The organism is Necropsobacter massiliensis (genome assembly GCF_000827595.2).
Lineage (GTDB): Bacteria > Pseudomonadota > Gammaproteobacteria > Enterobacterales > Pasteurellaceae > Necropsobacter > Necropsobacter massiliensis.
Genome location: NZ_LN776178.1, coordinates 197,221 through 211,185, shown reverse-complemented (window position 1 = coordinate 211,185; position 13,965 = coordinate 197,221). Strand labels below are relative to the sequence as shown.

Here is a 13,965-nt window from a genome sequence, read left to right as displayed (position 1 = left end):
TCTGAATTAACTTAAAAGTGCGGTCGCTTTTTAGCATGGAACGCACGGAAAAAAACGGCATCGAATGCCGTTTGAATCGGGGTTATTTCGTCCCGAAAATCTTATCGCCCGCATCGCCCAGCCCCGGGATAATATAGCCGTGTTCATTTAAATGGCTGTCGATAGACGCAGTATATAATTCAATATCGGGGTGCGCTTTTTCCAGCGCGGCAATCCCTTCCGGCGCCGCCACCAATACCAGTACTTTAATCTGCTGGCAGCCTTTCTGCTTTAACAAATCAATGGTGGCAATCATAGAACCGCCGGTCGCCAACATCGGATCCACCACAATCGCCAGACGCTCTTCCAAATCGCTCGCCAGTTTTTGAAAATAAGGCACCGGCTCGAGGGTTTCTTCATTACGATACATGCCCACCACGCTGATACGTGCGCTCGGAATATGCTCCAGTACGCCGTCCATCATGCCCAGCCCGGCGCGCAAAATCGGCACCACTGTAACTTTTTTGCCTTTAATCCGATCGATTTCCACCGGTCCGCACCAACCGTCAATAATCACTTTTTCCGTTTCCAGATCTTCCGTTGCTTCATAAGTCAGCAGGCTGCCGACTTCCGTCGCCAATTCACGAAAATGCTTGGTGCTGATATCAGCGGCACGCATAAGCCCTAATTTATGCTTGACCAACGGATGTTTGACTTCGACAATTTTCATTTTATACCCCTTATTTTTGAGAAAAAATTATAAATCGGCAAATTTTAAATCAGAATCCGTAAAATTGACAGTGATTTACCCGAAATTTGTGATACGGAACAAAAATCGAACGGCATTCAGTCGGTTATGTGAGCAAAATCAAAATCCGCTAAAAACAATTCCCGAATTTCCAACGGGTAACCCGCCAGCAAAAATTCAGAACGCCGCGCATATAATCCTGTCGCCCCATCGCAGCGCCAATCCAAGCTAAGCCGTTGTGGTCGTTGGGCAAACAACCAAGGACCTATCGGCTGATCGGCAAGATGAATCACATCCTGCGCCACATTTTCTACCGTGCGTTGCGGCAAACAAGTGCGGGCAAAAATCCAATTGTTTCCGTCTCCTTGCAATAATACCTCACGTCGCCACACCGGGTGACAAAGTGCGGTGCTTTTTACTGATGTTTTTGCCGTCGTCCAGCCTTCGTACACCACTTGCACCGTTAAACAGTGGCAGAGTTGGCGTAATTTTTGCGTCAACGATCCCTGATGCAGTAGCCACGCTCGTATTTGCGCCGGTGGCATTGCATGCGCCGCCTGCCATTGTTTGGCAGATAATATGGCGCGGTAACACTCAATCGTTGCCGGTTCAACAGTGACACCCATCTTTTACTTATTCGATCCTTCGGGATGTAAGCCGATTCCGCGGTGGCGTGCTTTGAGTTTTGCCTGAACATCCGCCCAACATAATCCCGCGTTATGCAGCAATACGGTTAAATGATACGCCAGATCCGCCGCTTCGCTGACTATTTCATCTTTATCGCCGCTCAAGGCGGCAAGTGCGGTCTCAACCCCTTCTTCACCGACTTTCTGTGCTATTTTCTTGGTGCCTTTGGCATATAAAGTCGCGGTATAGGAACTTGCCGGATCTGCACCTTTACGCGCGGCGATCAGAGTTTCCAGCTTACTGAAAAACGTCCAATCCGGCAGCGTATCGCGCTCAAAGTGATGAAAGCAGCTTTCTGCGCCGGTGTGACAGGTTGGACCGACTGGATCAACCAAAATCAGCAACGTATCGTTATCACAATCCAGACTCATATCCACCACATGCAAGAAATGCCCCGACGTTTCGCCTTTGGTCCATAACCGCCGCTTAGTGCGGGAAAAAAAGGTTACTTTATGCTGCGCTAAGGTTTTTTCCAGCGCCTCTCGGTTCATATAACCGAGCATCAGCACTTCGCAGGTTTGATAATGCTGCACGATCACCGGCAGCAGATCAGCAACTTTTTGCCAGTCGATAGTTTGTATATTGATTTGCATATTTTTCCTCATTTTTTACTGCGGGGAAATCGATGATTTACCGACGAACTGCCACACCTTCGCTGCTAAGATATGCCTTCAGCTCACCGATATGAATGAGCTGCTTATGAAACACACTTGCCGCCAACGCGCCGTCTACATTCGCCGTAATAAAAGCATCACGGAAATGTACCATTTCTCCAGCACCGCCCGAAGCAATAAGCGGCACATGGCACACTTCACGCACCATTTTCAACTGCGTTAAATCATAGCCTTGACGCACGCCGTCTTGGTTCATCATATTCAGCACGATTTCACCCGCACCGCGTTGTTGCACTTCGCGCACCCAATCAAGCAGCTGCCAATTGGTTTGGCGGGTACGTTTTTCATCGCCGGTGTATTGATTTACCCAGTATTTGCCCGTTTCCTGCTCAAACCAACTGTCGATACCGACAACAACGGCCTGTACACCGAACCGATCCGCAAGCCGCGAAATTAAATCCGGATTCGCAAGTGCGGGTGAATTAATGGAAATTTTATCCGCCCCGAACGCAAAAATTTGCTCGGCGTCCGCAACCGTTTTAATCCCGCCCGCCACACAAAACGGAATGTCAATCACTTCCGCCACACGCTCTACCCAGCTTTTATTCACCGTGCGACCGTCCGACGAGGCGGTAATATCATAAAACACCAGCTCATCGGCACTTTCCTGCGCATAACGCTGAGCAAGGGGAACAATGTCGCCAATAATTTCATGATTGCGGAACTGCACGCCTTTCACCACCTGCCCGTCACGCACATCTAAACAAGGAATTATCCGTTTTGCCAACATTTGATTGCCTCCGCCACATTAAATTTACCTTCCAACAACGCACGTCCGATAATCACGCCGCCGACGCCCGTTCCTTTTAAGGCTTTTACATCATCCAGCGAACCGATACCGCCTGATGAAATAAAGCTCACTTCTGGAAACGCTGCGCATATTTCCTGATATAAATCTACATTTGAACCGGCTAATGTGCCGTCGCGCGAGATATCAGTACACAGCACATGCTGCAAACCAACTGTGCGGAAATCCTGAATCAGCGCCTCCAGCGATACTCCGCTGTTTTCCTGCCAACCGCTGACAGCAATTTGTTTCTCGCCTTGTTGGTTGATATTCACATCTAACGCCAACACAAATTTTTCTGCGCCATAGCAGTTAAACCAGCTTTTCACCCGCTCAGGCTCTTTTACCGCCGTCGAACCGATCACCACGCGATTCGCCCCAACTGCCAGCAAATCCGCCACATCCTGCTCGCTACGAATACCGCCGCCCACCTGAATCGGGCAGTTTACTTGCGCAATAATCTCACCAATCAGCTTGGTTTGGCGCGTAGTCGGGTCTTTTGCCCCGCTCAAATCCACCAAATGCAGCTGCTGCGCGCCCTGTTCCACATAATGTTGAAATTGCGCGACGGGATTATCGCTGTACAACGTTTTCTGCGCATAATCGCCCTGATACAGACGAACGACATGCCCGTCGATCAAATCCAACGCAGGAATGATAATTGATGTTTTTTTCATAATATTTTCCTGTATTACCTACCGTATTTTATTTACCCCATTCCCCTCGCCCGCGTGCGGGAGAGGGGGGGGAGAAAACCCGCCAAGGGTTTTCGGAGGGAGAGGGGAAGATACATCGTATTTCCCTAAAATTCTGGGGTATTAAAAAACGCACTCTCACTAGAATTCAATGCCATTTTTTCCGCCTGTTTACGCAGAGTTTTCTTATAACCTTCCGCCAGCGGAGGGCAACTCAGCGCCTGCATTAATACTGAGCTATCCAGCGTTTTCGCCGGTTGAGAAAGCAGCCGATGTACCACCGCCACCGTCATTGTCGGATAAGGTCGTACCAACAGCCGCAGCAAATCGCCCTGCCTCACTTGCCCTGTTTGCAGCACGCGCCCATACCAACCTACCAAGCCCTGCTCCACCACTACTTTGCGGGTTTGAACTAATTCAGTATTTTTCGATAGCATATTGCACGGCTTACGCGGCTGACAGACTTCTATGATAATGCTGCCAATTTGAAATTGATCACCGATACAAACTGTCTGCTCATCCAACTCGGATACCACAAAATTTTCGCCGAAACGGGAATCCAGTCGATAATCATAATCCAGAGCTAAAAGTGCGGTCAGTTTTTCCAGTGTTTTTTGCCCATTGAAAAACAAGGCTTTATCCACGCCGCCGTGATGTTTTTTATCACCCACAGCATCGCCAATCGCGCCAAGCCGATTGACCTCCACTTCCTGCACGGCCTTTTTGCGGATCGCGGTCTCAACCACCGAACCGTCTGCTAAGCTTAATCGCTCAACCTGTGAGATTTTAACAGCTAAAATTTGCCCCATTCACATTCTCCACACAATTTTTCAGCAGCCCATATATCCTTTGTCATATAACATTGAAACCTCTACCGTCTTTACTTTCCCTCATTCCCCTCGCCCGCTTGCGGGAGAGGGTGGAGAAAACCCGCTAAGGGTTTTCGGAGGGAGAGGGCTATATATTTTGCACAAAATTTTTCAGCAGTTGTGCGCCGTTTTTGCCTGAGCGTTCCGGGTGAAACTGCACACCGTAGAAGTTTTTGCGCGCCAGCGCGGCGCTAAACGGTGCGCCGTAATCGCAGGTGGCAATGGTATTAGCATTCGGCATCACCGCATAGCTATGTACAAAATAAAAGTGGCTGTCTTGCTCAATGCCGGCGAACAGCGGGTGATCCGCTGCATAACGCACCTTATTCCAGCCCATGTGCGGCAACGGCAAACCCGTATTCGGAATTAAATCCGTATGTCCGTCCATCAAGTTTAAGGTCGATACATTGCCTTCGCCGGAATATTCGGTCATCAGCTGCATGCCCAAGCAAATGCCGAGCATGGGTTGGGTAGCGTGCTGGATTGTCTCGATCAACTTGCGTTCTTCCAGATTCCGCATCGCAGCAATCGCCGTACCCACGCCGGGCAACAGTAATTTATCGGCCGCTTGGATTCGATGATGATCGCAGCTGATCTCAGCGCGATAACCCAATCGGTCAAAGGCGAATTTGACGGAAGATAGGTTGGCGCAACCTGTGTCGATGATGATGATAGTTTGCATGATTTATTCCTATTAACAATGTCCATTTGAAAACAGCCATTTTTATCATTAAAAGCGCCCTTAACGCGATGATGATTAATGCGTATTGAGGCACCACAACAACGCTCAAGGGAAGATGCTGCGGTATGCAACATTTACCAGATAAGTTCGGTGCCAAGGTTCAACACAATTGAATCTTAGCGACAAAAATGTTGCCGAAACCGACCGCACTTTCGAACAAATCGCCTTGATTGCTACGGTTATAGCACGCCTTTGCTGCTCGGCAATTCATTTCCTTCAATCCGAATCGCTTGTCTGAGCGTTCTGCCGAACACTTTAAACAGACTTTCGATTTTGTGGTGGTCGTTGTCACCCTTGGCTTTGATATGCAAGGTTGCAAACAGAGTAAACGCAATGGACTGAAAGAAATGCTCGGTCAGTTCGGTGCTGAAATCGCCGACTTTATCGCGTTTAAAATCCGCTTTAAATTTGATAAACGGACGACCGGAAAGATCCATCGCACATTCGGCTTTGCATTCGTCCATCGGCAGCACGAAGCCAAAGCGAGCAATGCCGCGTTTATCGCCGATAGCTTGTTTAAGTGCACTACCGAGCGCAAGTGCGGTGTCTTCCACGGTATGATGTTCGTCGATCCATAAATCCCCTTTGCAGCGAATGTTCATTCGAAATCCGCCATGAGTGGCGATTTGGTCGAGCATGTGGTCGAAAAAGCCGACGCCGGTATTAATTTGATTGATACCGGTTTCATCTAACCAGACCTGCACGCTGATGTCGGTTTCTTTGGTTTTGCGCACTACTTCGGCATAACGCGGTGTGCGCTCGCCGATATTCGTGACAGGTTCGCCAAGCAGCTTTTCGGCAATTAAATCCCAGTTTAATTTATCAGGGTGATACTGTAAGGCGCGAATGCCCAAATTGTCCGCCAGCTGTACGTCCGTTGCACGATCACCGATGACAAAGCTGGTCGCCGGATCAAACAGTTCGTGTCGGATATATTTTTCCAAGAGTTTCACCTTCGGCTTGCGGCAATCGCACTGTTCTTCCGGTTTATGCGGGCAGATCAAGACATCATCAAATTCAATTCCTTGCGAGCGGAACAGTTTCATCATCGCATGATGCGGTTTGTCAAAATTTTCTTGCGGGAACGAATCCGTGCCCAAACCGTCTTGATTGCTCACCATCACGAAACGATATTTTTGCTTCAGTTTAAGCAAGGCGGGAATGACATTCGGTTCAAAGCTCAGCTTTTCCAGACTATCGATCTGAAAATCGGTTTTCGGTTCGTCAATTAACGTGCCGTCGCGGTCAATAAATAGGATAGATTGTGCTGTCATTTCGGTATTTCCTACGGTTTAATCCAATACATCATATACTAAGCAAGCTCGCGGAGCGCTGCAATCACTTTGCGGTTTTCGTTTTCGGTGCCGATCGTAATTCGAATACAGTTCGCTAAGCCCAGCGCTTTGTGTTGATCGCGCAGGATAATGCCTTGCTCCCACAATGTGTTAAAGACCTTCTCGCCGTCCCGGAAGCGTACCAGCACATAATTGGAGGCAGTCTCAAAAATCGTCTCCACGCAAGCCAGTTGAGCAAGGGCATCAATCAACCAAGCGCGGTTAGTCAGTACACTGTTCACGCGCGCTTTCATTTGCACAATACCCTGTTCGGTCAGCGCCTGCGCCGCAATATCGGAAACGGGTACGGGCAGCGGATAAGGCGCGATCACTTTTTGCAACACGTTAATAAGTTCAGCATTCGCTAGCGTGAAACCGCAACGCAATCCCGCCAGCGCAAAAGCTTTGGACAGAGTGCGGATAATGGCTAAATGTGGGAAATTCGCCAATTCATTAACCATTGTTGCTTGCGGGCAAAATTCGATATAGGCTTCATCCACCACCACAATCGCACGACCGGCGGTAAGCTGCAACAACTTAAGCAAATCCGACCGCTTGACAAGATTGCCCGTCGGGTTATTCGGGCTACACACGAACAGCACTTTCACACCGTCCAGATTTTTCTCAATTTCAGCCAGATTCAGTTGAAAATCTGCGCGAAGCGGCACGGTTTTCAGCGCAATGCCGCAGGTTTCGGCGCTGACCGAATACATGCCATAAGTTGGCGGGCAATACAGCACCTTGTCCGTCGTCTCGCAAAAAGCGCGGATAATCAGCTCAATGCTTTCATCACCACCGCGGGTGACAATCACATTTTCCGGTCGCACTCCGGCATAAGCCGCATAACCGTTAATCACATCCGCGGGCTGGGCTTGCGGATAGCGGTTAAAAGTGCGGTCGGTTAAATCAAAATTCGGTGAAATCGGGTATTCGTTGGCATTCAGCCATACATCGCCGCTACCGCCCAAACGACGCGCGGATTGATAAGGCGTCAGCGCCTGTACATTTTTTCTGGAAAGTTGTGAAATTGTCATGTTGTGTTTTCCTTACATTAGACTTGTGTATCTTTTCATAAGACGAGCGTCTTTCCGCCGAACTATCCGAAATTTCCGGATAGTTGAGCACGGTGCTAATTCGCCTGTGCTAAAAACCTTTCCGAGGTGTTCATTAATCGTTCTAACATCCTTCCCCAACAAGGCAGCCATTTGCACTTGTGACAGCCACGCAGTTTCCTGTTCAAACCGCACTTCGACCTGCGTTTGCCCGTCTTGGATTTGGTAAATTTCAATCAGATTATTCATGATTTTCACCTTAATTAAACGGTCAAAATCGCTATTTGATTTTCGCCAGTCGAATGCTTACTGCCTGTTTATGCGCCTCCAACTGCTCCGCACTTGCCATTAATTCAACGGTGTTAGCCAGCGCTTTAAAGCCTTGCGGGGTGAGTTCCTGCACGGTCATGCGTTTGCTGAAATCCGCCAAACCGAGGCTGGAATAAGTGCGGGTGTAACCATAAGTCGGCAGCACATGATTGGTGCCGCTGGCGTAGTCGCCCATGCTTTCCGGCGAATAAGCACCGAGGAAAATGGACCCTGCGTTATCTAACGACGGCAGTAAATCACGAGCATTTTCTACTTGCACAACCAAATGTTCGGGTGCATATCGGTTGCTGATCGCAACACATTGCGACAAATCTTCGGCGATAAACGTGCGGCTGTGAGACAGCGCTTTACGCGCAGTTTCGGCGCGCGGCAGCAAAGTTAGCTGGCGTTCGATCGCCCGTTCGGTTTGCGCGGCTAATTCTCGGCTCGGCGTAACTAACATCACCTGGCTGTCGGCGCCGTGTTCCGCCTGCGAAAGCAGATCGCTGGCGACAAACTCCGGATCGGCACTGCCGTCCGCCAACACCAAGACTTCCGACGGCCCCGCCGGCATATCGATATTCGCGCCGTTAATTAACTGGCTAACCTGCCGTTTTGCTTCGGTGACAAAGGCGTTGCCCGGTCCGAAAATTTTATCCACTTTAACCACAGTTTTGGTACCGAACGCCATTGCCGCAATCGCCTGCGCACCGCCAATCGCATAAATGGTTCCCACGCCGCACAGCTTAGCAGTATAAAGAATTTCATCGGCAATCGGTGGCGGGGAACAAAGTACGACTGTTTTACAGCCGGCGATATTTGCCGGAATCGACAACATTAACACGGTGGAAAACAGCGGCGCCGAACCGCCTGGAATATACAGTCCGACCCGATTTATCGGGCGGGTAACTACCTGACAGCGTACGCCCGGTTGCGTTTCCACATCAACGGCTTGCGATTTTTGCGCTTGGTGAAAAGCGGTGATATTACGTTTCGCATTTTGAATCGCCTGTTTCAACGCCTCGGGAATGCGCGCGCTTGCCTGTGCAATTTGCTGTTCCGACACGAGCAAGCTGTCGAGCTTGGTGTTATCGAACTTTTCGGTTAACTCAAACAGCGCGCGATCTCCCTCAGCATTAACTAAATTTATAATATTTTCCACCGCACTTTTTATATCGTCGGAGGCGGAAATTGCCGGGCGAGTCAGCGCTTGTTGTTTTTCGGTTTCGGTAAGGTTGTTCCAGATTAAGGTTTGCATCTTATTATCTCTTATGTTGCGGGCGGATTACGCCATCATTTTTTCAATCGGCAACACCAGAATCGAGCTGGCGCCGGCTTCTTTTAAACGTTCCATGGTTTCCCAAAACAGGTTTTCCTGACTGACTACGTGCATAGCGACTCTGGCATTATCATGCGCCAGCGGCAGAATGGTCGGATTTTCCACCCCCGGCAATAGTGCGGTAATCTGTTCCAGCTTATCTTTCGGAGCATGCAGCATAATATATTTGGATTCGCGCGCCTGCGAAACGCCTTGAATGCGAGTCAACAGACGGTTTACCAGCAGCTGTTTATCTGCGCTTAACGGTTCTGCACGCTGAATCAAACAAGCCTTGGACCGATAAATCACCTCCACTTCTTTCAAGCCGTTCGCTTCCAGCGTCGCTCCCGACGACACCAAATCGCAAATCGCATCAGCAAGTCCAGCGCTCGGTGCCACTTCCACCGAACCGTTCAGTAAGGTGCTTTTAAACGGAACCTGTTGCGCCTTCATATAACGTTTGAGCAAATTCGGGTAAGAGGTGGCAATGCGCGCATCGGCGAAATCCTGCACATTGTGATATTGATGATCGCGATCCACCGCCAGCGACAAACGGCAGCCGCCGAAATCCAGTTGGCGCAATTTTTTATAGGTGACACATTCGCCCGCGGCAAGGCGTCCCAGTTCTTCCTCTTCCAGCACGTTTTCGCCGATGATACCGAGATCCACCACGCCGTCGAACACCAAGCCCGGAATATCATCATCGCGCACGCGCAGAATTTCAATCGGCATATTTTCCGAATAGGCAATTAGGCGCTGTTCGTTCCAGTTGATTTTTACCCCGCACTGACTAAGCAGTTCGGCGCAGTCTTTACTTAAACGACCTTTTTTCTGTAGTGCGATTCTTAAGCGTTTGTTGTCTGCCATATTTTTTCCTTATCTGCAAATTTAATGATAAAAAAACCTCTCGAAAGTTGTCTTCCGAGAGGTTTGAATGGGTTTCTACTGCACTGGCTCGGAAGGTTATCTTCCAAGCACCACGACACGCCTGAAAGATTAATCAGGGGAATGATGGTGATGATGAGAAGTGCGGTTGAAATTCATGTTGTTTGCTCCAAAATTGCTTGACATTTAATCTACTCGGAAAATTGTCGCCAAGCAAGACTTTTTTACTCTTTTTTTGCCTTGACAAAAAATAATAGCGGGCGATGCTGTAAATCCTTGAACTCCGCCTGCCATTGCGGCTGCTGCGTTAGCATCGGTTCGGCGATATGTTCAATCCGAAAACCGGCGGCAATCAAATTATTCATAATGGTCGCCACGGTACGGTGATAGGTGTTAAAAGGTTGGCGAAACCAGCGCCGGGTGCGCTCGCCTTCTTCGCGATAATAATTCAGGCGATAGGCAATCTGACGTTTGTTTTCATCCTTTTCCCAGCGCTCACCGTCGCGATAACAGGTGACAATAGGATGTTCCTGAGAAAACACCAGCTCGCCGCCCGCCTTGAGCTTGGCGTAGATTTGAGCTAACAGCGCAGAAAAATCCTCAACATAATGAAAGGCAAATGAGCTGGTGATCACATCAAACTCCGCTTGCGGCAGTGCCGAAAGATTTTCCATCGGTAAATGATAAAGCGCAAAGTGCGGTCGATTTTTCGCCAGTTTTTCCAATTCGACTTGCGCCTGTTTGAGCATGGTTTGTGATAAATCCATGCCGACCACAAAAGCGGCGCCGCGCTGTAGATAAAGACACAAATGCTCGCCCGTGCCACAGCCCATGTCCAACACTTTTTTGCCGTTTAAATCGGGCAGTAACGCCAACATGGTCGGTTTCTCGACGATTTCATTTACACTGTGCGGATTGCTGCGTAATTTTTGATATAACGCGAAAAACTCCGCGTGATCATAAACGGATTGCTGCAACATCTTATCCTTTAAACACCGGCAACCAGCCGAATTGCATCGCCAACTGTGCAAAAATATTCAACAGGCCGAATAAAATAATGAAATAAATCATCACATTACCACCATACACCGTATAACTGCGGTGCGGAAATTTGCGCCGGCAGGCTTTCGCCAACAACGCCGGCACAATCGCCGCCCAAATGGTCGCCGCCAGACCGGCATAACCGATCGCGATCACAAAACCGAAAGGGAACAGCAAACTGAGAATTAACGGCGGTAAAAAAGTCAACAACGCGGTTTTCGTTCTGCCTGCGGCACTGTCGTCCAGTTTGAACAAATCGGCAATATAATCAAACAACCCGAGCGTTACGCCGAGAAACGAACTGGCAATCGCCATATAAGCAAAAAAGCGTAATATCAAACCGATATAATCCGTTTGTACGTAACTGCTCAGCGCATCCAGCAATACCGCAATGTCACCGCCTTTTTCAATCACCGGTGCGAATTCGGCTCGCGGCAGATTCCCCTGAACTGCCAACTGCCATATGATATAGATAATTAATGCAATCAGCGTGCCGACAAACACCGACTTCATCACCCGATTACCGTCGCGATGATAATATTTCACCAGGCTCGGAACATTCTGATGAAACCCGAAAGACACCAGACATACCGGTAATGCAACCCACACATAAGACAGATAATGCGGCTCGCCCTGCGCGATGCTGTCGAACAGCACCTCAGGTTTTACCGAAGACACCAGACCGGTAATAGACAGCACGAAAGAAATCACCATGCCGGCAATCAGTAATGTGCTTACTCGATCCACCGCTTTAGTGGACAGCCACACAAACGCCGCCAGAATAATACAGAAAATCAGCGAGCCGAAAGTACGCCCGATTTCTACCGCACTTTGTTCGGAACTGAGCAATTGATTGAGAAAACTTTCTGTAATCCCGCCGCCTGAGGTGATATAGGCATAGGTCAGAATATACAACACAAACGCCACCGATAACCCGTTGATCAGATTCCAGCCTTTACCGAGCAGGTCTTTCACAATGGTATCAAAACTGGCGCCGGAGGGATAATGCAGATTGGCTTCCAGCAGCATCAGCCCTGATGTGGTCATGCAAAACCAAGTATAAATCAACACCATTATCGAGCCGATAAACCAAACGCCGGCAGTGGAAGTCGGATTAGCCAACATGCCTGCACCAATCGTGCCGCCGGCGATAATCATGGCACCGCCGAACAGCGACGGTATTTTGTTATGAATCATATTTTATTTCCGTTACAAATTAAAAGTTGAACTATTATAATAGTACAAAATCAAAAGAACAATGGCGTGCAACGGAAAATATCGGGCAGACTTTTTGCCTGCGCGAGCCAGCACAACTCGACAACGGCTGGCGAATAAAGCTATAATTGAGCCGTTTTATTCACACTTAACTTTTTAAGAAGGAACACACAATGGGTTTAGAAAACGTACCGGCGGGCAAAGCATTGCCGGATGATATTTATGTCGTAATTGAGATTCCAGCGAACTCGGATCCGATTAAATATGAAGTCGATAAAGAAACTGGCACCTTATTTGTTGACCGTTTTATGGCAACGGCGATGTTTTACCCAGCAAACTACGGTTATGTCAATCATACGCTTTCTTCCGACGGTGATCCGGTCGATGTACTGGTGCCGACACCGTATCCGTTACAGCCGGGTTCGGTGATTCGCTGCCGTCCGGTAGGCGTATTGAAAATGACCGACGAATCCGGCGGCGATGCCAAAGTTGTGGCGGTACCACACAGCAAATTAAGCAAAGAATATGATCACATCAAAGATGTGAATGATTTACCAGCATTATTGAAAGCACAGATTCAGCATTTCTTTGAAAACTATAAAGCGCTTGAAGCAGGCAAATGGGTAAAAGTCGAAGGTTGGGGCGATGTGAACGAAGCCCGTAAAGAAATTGTGGATTCTTTTGAACGCGCCAAAAAATAATCACATTGTTAACATACCGTTCTGTATGGGACGGTATTTTTTTGTCTGAATCAGCAAAAGAAACGAATAGGAACACCATCATGCGCAATACGGTAACAACATTGACTTTCGTCTCAGTGCTTGCGTTGCTGGCTGCCTGCGTCGATTCCGCCAGCATCAATCAACAAGCGGCATTAAGTTATACCCAAACCGTCAATCAAGCCAAAACGCAAGGCATCGTGGATACCACCTCAGCAACCGCCAAACGTATCCGTAACGTCTTCAATACCATACGCCCTTACGCCGACAAAGAAAATCAAACCGGACAAGTATTCAACTGGCAGTTAACGGTCATCAAATCGAAAGAGCTTAATGCTTGGGCGATGCCGGGCGGCAAAATGGCGTTTTATACCGGTCTGGTGGACAGCCTGAAGCTAAATGATGATGAAATTGCCACGGTTATGGCGCATGAAATGGCGCACTCGCTAAAAGAACATGGCAGAAAACAGGCGAATATGGGGCAATTTACCAATATACTGGCGCAGGTTGCTCATGTTGCGTTATCAACTCAAATCGGCTCCGATGGCAGCGCCATGGTAGTCGGACTCACTAAAGACTGGGCGCTGGACAAGCCTTATTCGCGCAGCGCAGAAACCGAAGCCGATGAAGTGGGCTTATTTCTAATGGCAGAAGCCGGCTATAATCCTCAAGCGGCGCCGGGATTATGGGACAAAATGCAAAAAGCCTCCTCCGGTTCAAAAAGCGTACTGGCCGCCTTATCTTCAACCCATCCGAGCGATGCCGAGCGACAAGCCAATTTGCTGCGCTTAATGCCGCAAGCCACGGCAATTTACCGTGCCCGAAAATAAGTCAAATAATAAAATAAATCAGATAAAAAGTGCGGTCGGTTTTGATAACATTTCGGTGTGGCTAATGATCGTCAACAATGA

General features: G+C 48.7%; 15 protein-coding genes and 1 other annotated feature. Of the genes, 2 read left to right on the top strand and 13 right to left on the bottom strand.

All coding sequences use genetic code 11. The features are described from left to right. Positions 1-82: 82 nt before the first annotated feature. The 13 genes from upp to mtr all read right to left on the bottom strand — a co-directional run bounded on the left by upp (position 83) and on the right by mtr (position 12,317). Positions 83-709 carry a uracil phosphoribosyltransferase gene (gene upp, locus BN3349_RS01055; RefSeq protein WP_032108465.1) on the bottom strand — a complete coding sequence of 209 codons (627 nt, stop codon included), beginning with the start codon at positions 707-709 and terminating at the stop codon, positions 83-85. Positions 710-825: 116 nt separating this feature from the next. Then, entirely contained in the window at positions 826-1,353 is a 528-nt protein-coding gene (locus BN3349_RS01050) for a chorismate--pyruvate lyase family protein (protein WP_052461922.1), read from the bottom strand. 3 nt (positions 1,354-1,356) lie between these two features. Then, positions 1,357-2,007: a bifunctional phosphoribosyl-AMP cyclohydrolase/phosphoribosyl-ATP diphosphatase HisIE gene (gene hisIE / locus BN3349_RS01045; protein ID WP_040975446.1), complete on the bottom strand. Its 651-nt coding sequence runs from the start codon at positions 2,005-2,007 to the stop codon at positions 1,357-1,359. A 37-nt stretch (positions 2,008-2,044) separates the two neighbouring features. After that, positions 2,045-2,818 carry an imidazole glycerol phosphate synthase subunit HisF gene (hisF, locus tag BN3349_RS01040; protein ID WP_040975445.1) on the bottom strand — a complete coding sequence of 258 codons (774 nt, stop codon included), beginning with the start codon at positions 2,816-2,818 and terminating at the stop codon, positions 2,045-2,047. Next, the gene (hisA, locus tag BN3349_RS01035) at positions 2,800-3,552 is read right to left on the bottom strand and encodes a 1-(5-phosphoribosyl)-5-[(5-phosphoribosylamino)methylideneamino]imidazole-4-carboxamide isomerase (RefSeq protein WP_040975444.1); all 753 of its coding nucleotides are present in this window, start codon (positions 3,550-3,552) and stop codon (positions 2,800-2,802) included. Before hisA ends, hisF begins: the two co-directional genes overlap by 19 nt. A gap of 125 nt (positions 3,553-3,677) precedes the next feature. Continuing rightward, positions 3,678-4,379: an MOSC domain-containing protein gene (locus tag BN3349_RS01030; RefSeq protein WP_040975443.1), complete on the bottom strand. Its 702-nt coding sequence runs from the start codon at positions 4,377-4,379 to the stop codon at positions 3,678-3,680. 148 nt (positions 4,380-4,527) lie between these two features. After that, the gene (gene hisH / locus BN3349_RS01025; protein WP_040975442.1) at positions 4,528-5,121 is read right to left on the bottom strand and encodes an imidazole glycerol phosphate synthase subunit HisH; all 594 of its coding nucleotides are present in this window, start codon (positions 5,119-5,121) and stop codon (positions 4,528-4,530) included. 239 nt (positions 5,122-5,360) lie between these two features. Beyond that, positions 5,361-6,455 carry a bifunctional histidinol-phosphatase/imidazoleglycerol-phosphate dehydratase HisB gene (hisB, locus tag BN3349_RS01020; protein ID WP_040975441.1) on the bottom strand — a complete coding sequence of 365 codons (1,095 nt, stop codon included), beginning with the start codon at positions 6,453-6,455 and terminating at the stop codon, positions 5,361-5,363. A gap of 38 nt (positions 6,456-6,493) precedes the next feature. Then, positions 6,494-7,549 (bottom strand): histidinol-phosphate transaminase, encoded by a 1,056-nt coding sequence (hisC, locus tag BN3349_RS01015; protein WP_040975440.1) that lies wholly within the window; start codon positions 7,547-7,549, stop codon positions 6,494-6,496. Positions 7,550-7,847: 298 nt separating this feature from the next. Then, a complete protein-coding gene (gene hisD, locus BN3349_RS01005; RefSeq protein ID WP_040975439.1) occupies positions 7,848-9,134 on the bottom strand; it encodes a histidinol dehydrogenase in 1,287 nt (428 codons plus the stop codon). Positions 9,135-9,161: 27 nt separating this feature from the next. Next, on the bottom strand, positions 9,162-10,061 hold the full coding sequence (gene hisG / locus BN3349_RS01000) for an ATP phosphoribosyltransferase (protein WP_040975438.1): 900 nt from the start codon (positions 10,059-10,061) through the stop codon (positions 9,162-9,164). 29 nt (positions 10,062-10,090) lie between these two features. Continuing rightward, positions 10,091-10,215 (bottom strand) — a sequence feature (His leader region). An 88-nt stretch (positions 10,216-10,303) separates the two neighbouring features. Next, positions 10,304-11,059: a class I SAM-dependent methyltransferase gene (locus tag BN3349_RS00995; protein WP_040975437.1), complete on the bottom strand. Its 756-nt coding sequence runs from the start codon at positions 11,057-11,059 to the stop codon at positions 10,304-10,306. A 1-nt stretch (position 11,060) separates the two neighbouring features. Next, complete coding sequence (gene mtr / locus BN3349_RS00990) at positions 11,061-12,317, bottom strand: tryptophan permease (protein ID WP_040975436.1); 1,257 nt, start codon at positions 12,315-12,317, stop codon at positions 11,061-11,063. Between the two features lie 191 nt (positions 12,318-12,508). Here mtr and ppa point away from each other — a divergent pair, with 191 nt between their 5' ends. Together ppa and BN3349_RS00980 are read left to right on the top strand one after the other, a co-directional pair. Beyond that, the gene (gene ppa, locus BN3349_RS00985) at positions 12,509-13,036 is read left to right on the top strand and encodes an inorganic diphosphatase (RefSeq protein WP_032108453.1); all 528 of its coding nucleotides are present in this window, start codon (positions 12,509-12,511) and stop codon (positions 13,034-13,036) included. Between the two features lie 80 nt (positions 13,037-13,116). After that, a complete protein-coding gene (locus tag BN3349_RS00980) occupies positions 13,117-13,884 on the top strand; it encodes a M48 family metallopeptidase (RefSeq protein WP_040975435.1) in 768 nt (255 codons plus the stop codon). Positions 13,885-13,965 lie beyond the last annotated feature (81 nt).

What these genes read in the sequence shown, in the direction of transcription:
- BN3349_RS01030 (WP_040975443.1), bottom strand. Translation starts at nt 4,379, where the DNA reads ATGGGGCAAATTTTAGCTGTTAAAATCTCACAGGTTGAGCGATTAAGC.
- hisIE (WP_040975446.1), bottom strand. Translation starts at nt 2,007, where the DNA reads ATGCAAATCAATATACAAACTATCGACTGGCAAAAAGTTGCTGATCTG.
- hisH (WP_040975442.1), bottom strand. Translation starts at nt 5,121, where the DNA reads ATGCAAACTATCATCATCATCGACACAGGTTGCGCCAACCTATCTTCC.
- BN3349_RS01050 (WP_052461922.1), bottom strand. Translation starts at nt 1,353, where the DNA reads ATGGGTGTCACTGTTGAACCGGCAACGATTGAGTGTTACCGCGCCATA.
- upp (WP_032108465.1), bottom strand. Translation starts at nt 709, where the DNA reads ATGAAAATTGTCGAAGTCAAACATCCGTTGGTCAAGCATAAATTAGGG.
- hisD (WP_040975439.1), bottom strand. Translation starts at nt 9,134, where the DNA reads ATGCAAACCTTAATCTGGAACAACCTTACCGAAACCGAAAAACAACAA.
- BN3349_RS00980 (WP_040975435.1), top strand. Translation starts at nt 13,117, where the DNA reads ATGCGCAATACGGTAACAACATTGACTTTCGTCTCAGTGCTTGCGTTG.
- hisB (WP_040975441.1), bottom strand. Translation starts at nt 6,455, where the DNA reads ATGACAGCACAATCTATCCTATTTATTGACCGCGACGGCACGTTAATT.
- ppa (WP_032108453.1), top strand. Translation starts at nt 12,509, where the DNA reads ATGGGTTTAGAAAACGTACCGGCGGGCAAAGCATTGCCGGATGATATT.
- hisA (WP_040975444.1), bottom strand. Translation starts at nt 3,552, where the DNA reads ATGAAAAAAACATCAATTATCATTCCTGCGTTGGATTTGATCGACGGG.
- mtr (WP_040975436.1), bottom strand. Translation starts at nt 12,317, where the DNA reads ATGATTCATAACAAAATACCGTCGCTGTTCGGCGGTGCCATGATTATC.
- hisG (WP_040975438.1), bottom strand. Translation starts at nt 10,061, where the DNA reads ATGGCAGACAACAAACGCTTAAGAATCGCACTACAGAAAAAAGGTCGT.
- hisF (WP_040975445.1), bottom strand. Translation starts at nt 2,818, where the DNA reads ATGTTGGCAAAACGGATAATTCCTTGTTTAGATGTGCGTGACGGGCAG.
- hisC (WP_040975440.1), bottom strand. Translation starts at nt 7,549, where the DNA reads ATGACAATTTCACAACTTTCCAGAAAAAATGTACAGGCGCTGACGCCT.
- BN3349_RS00995 (WP_040975437.1), bottom strand. Translation starts at nt 11,059, where the DNA reads ATGTTGCAGCAATCCGTTTATGATCACGCGGAGTTTTTCGCGTTATAT.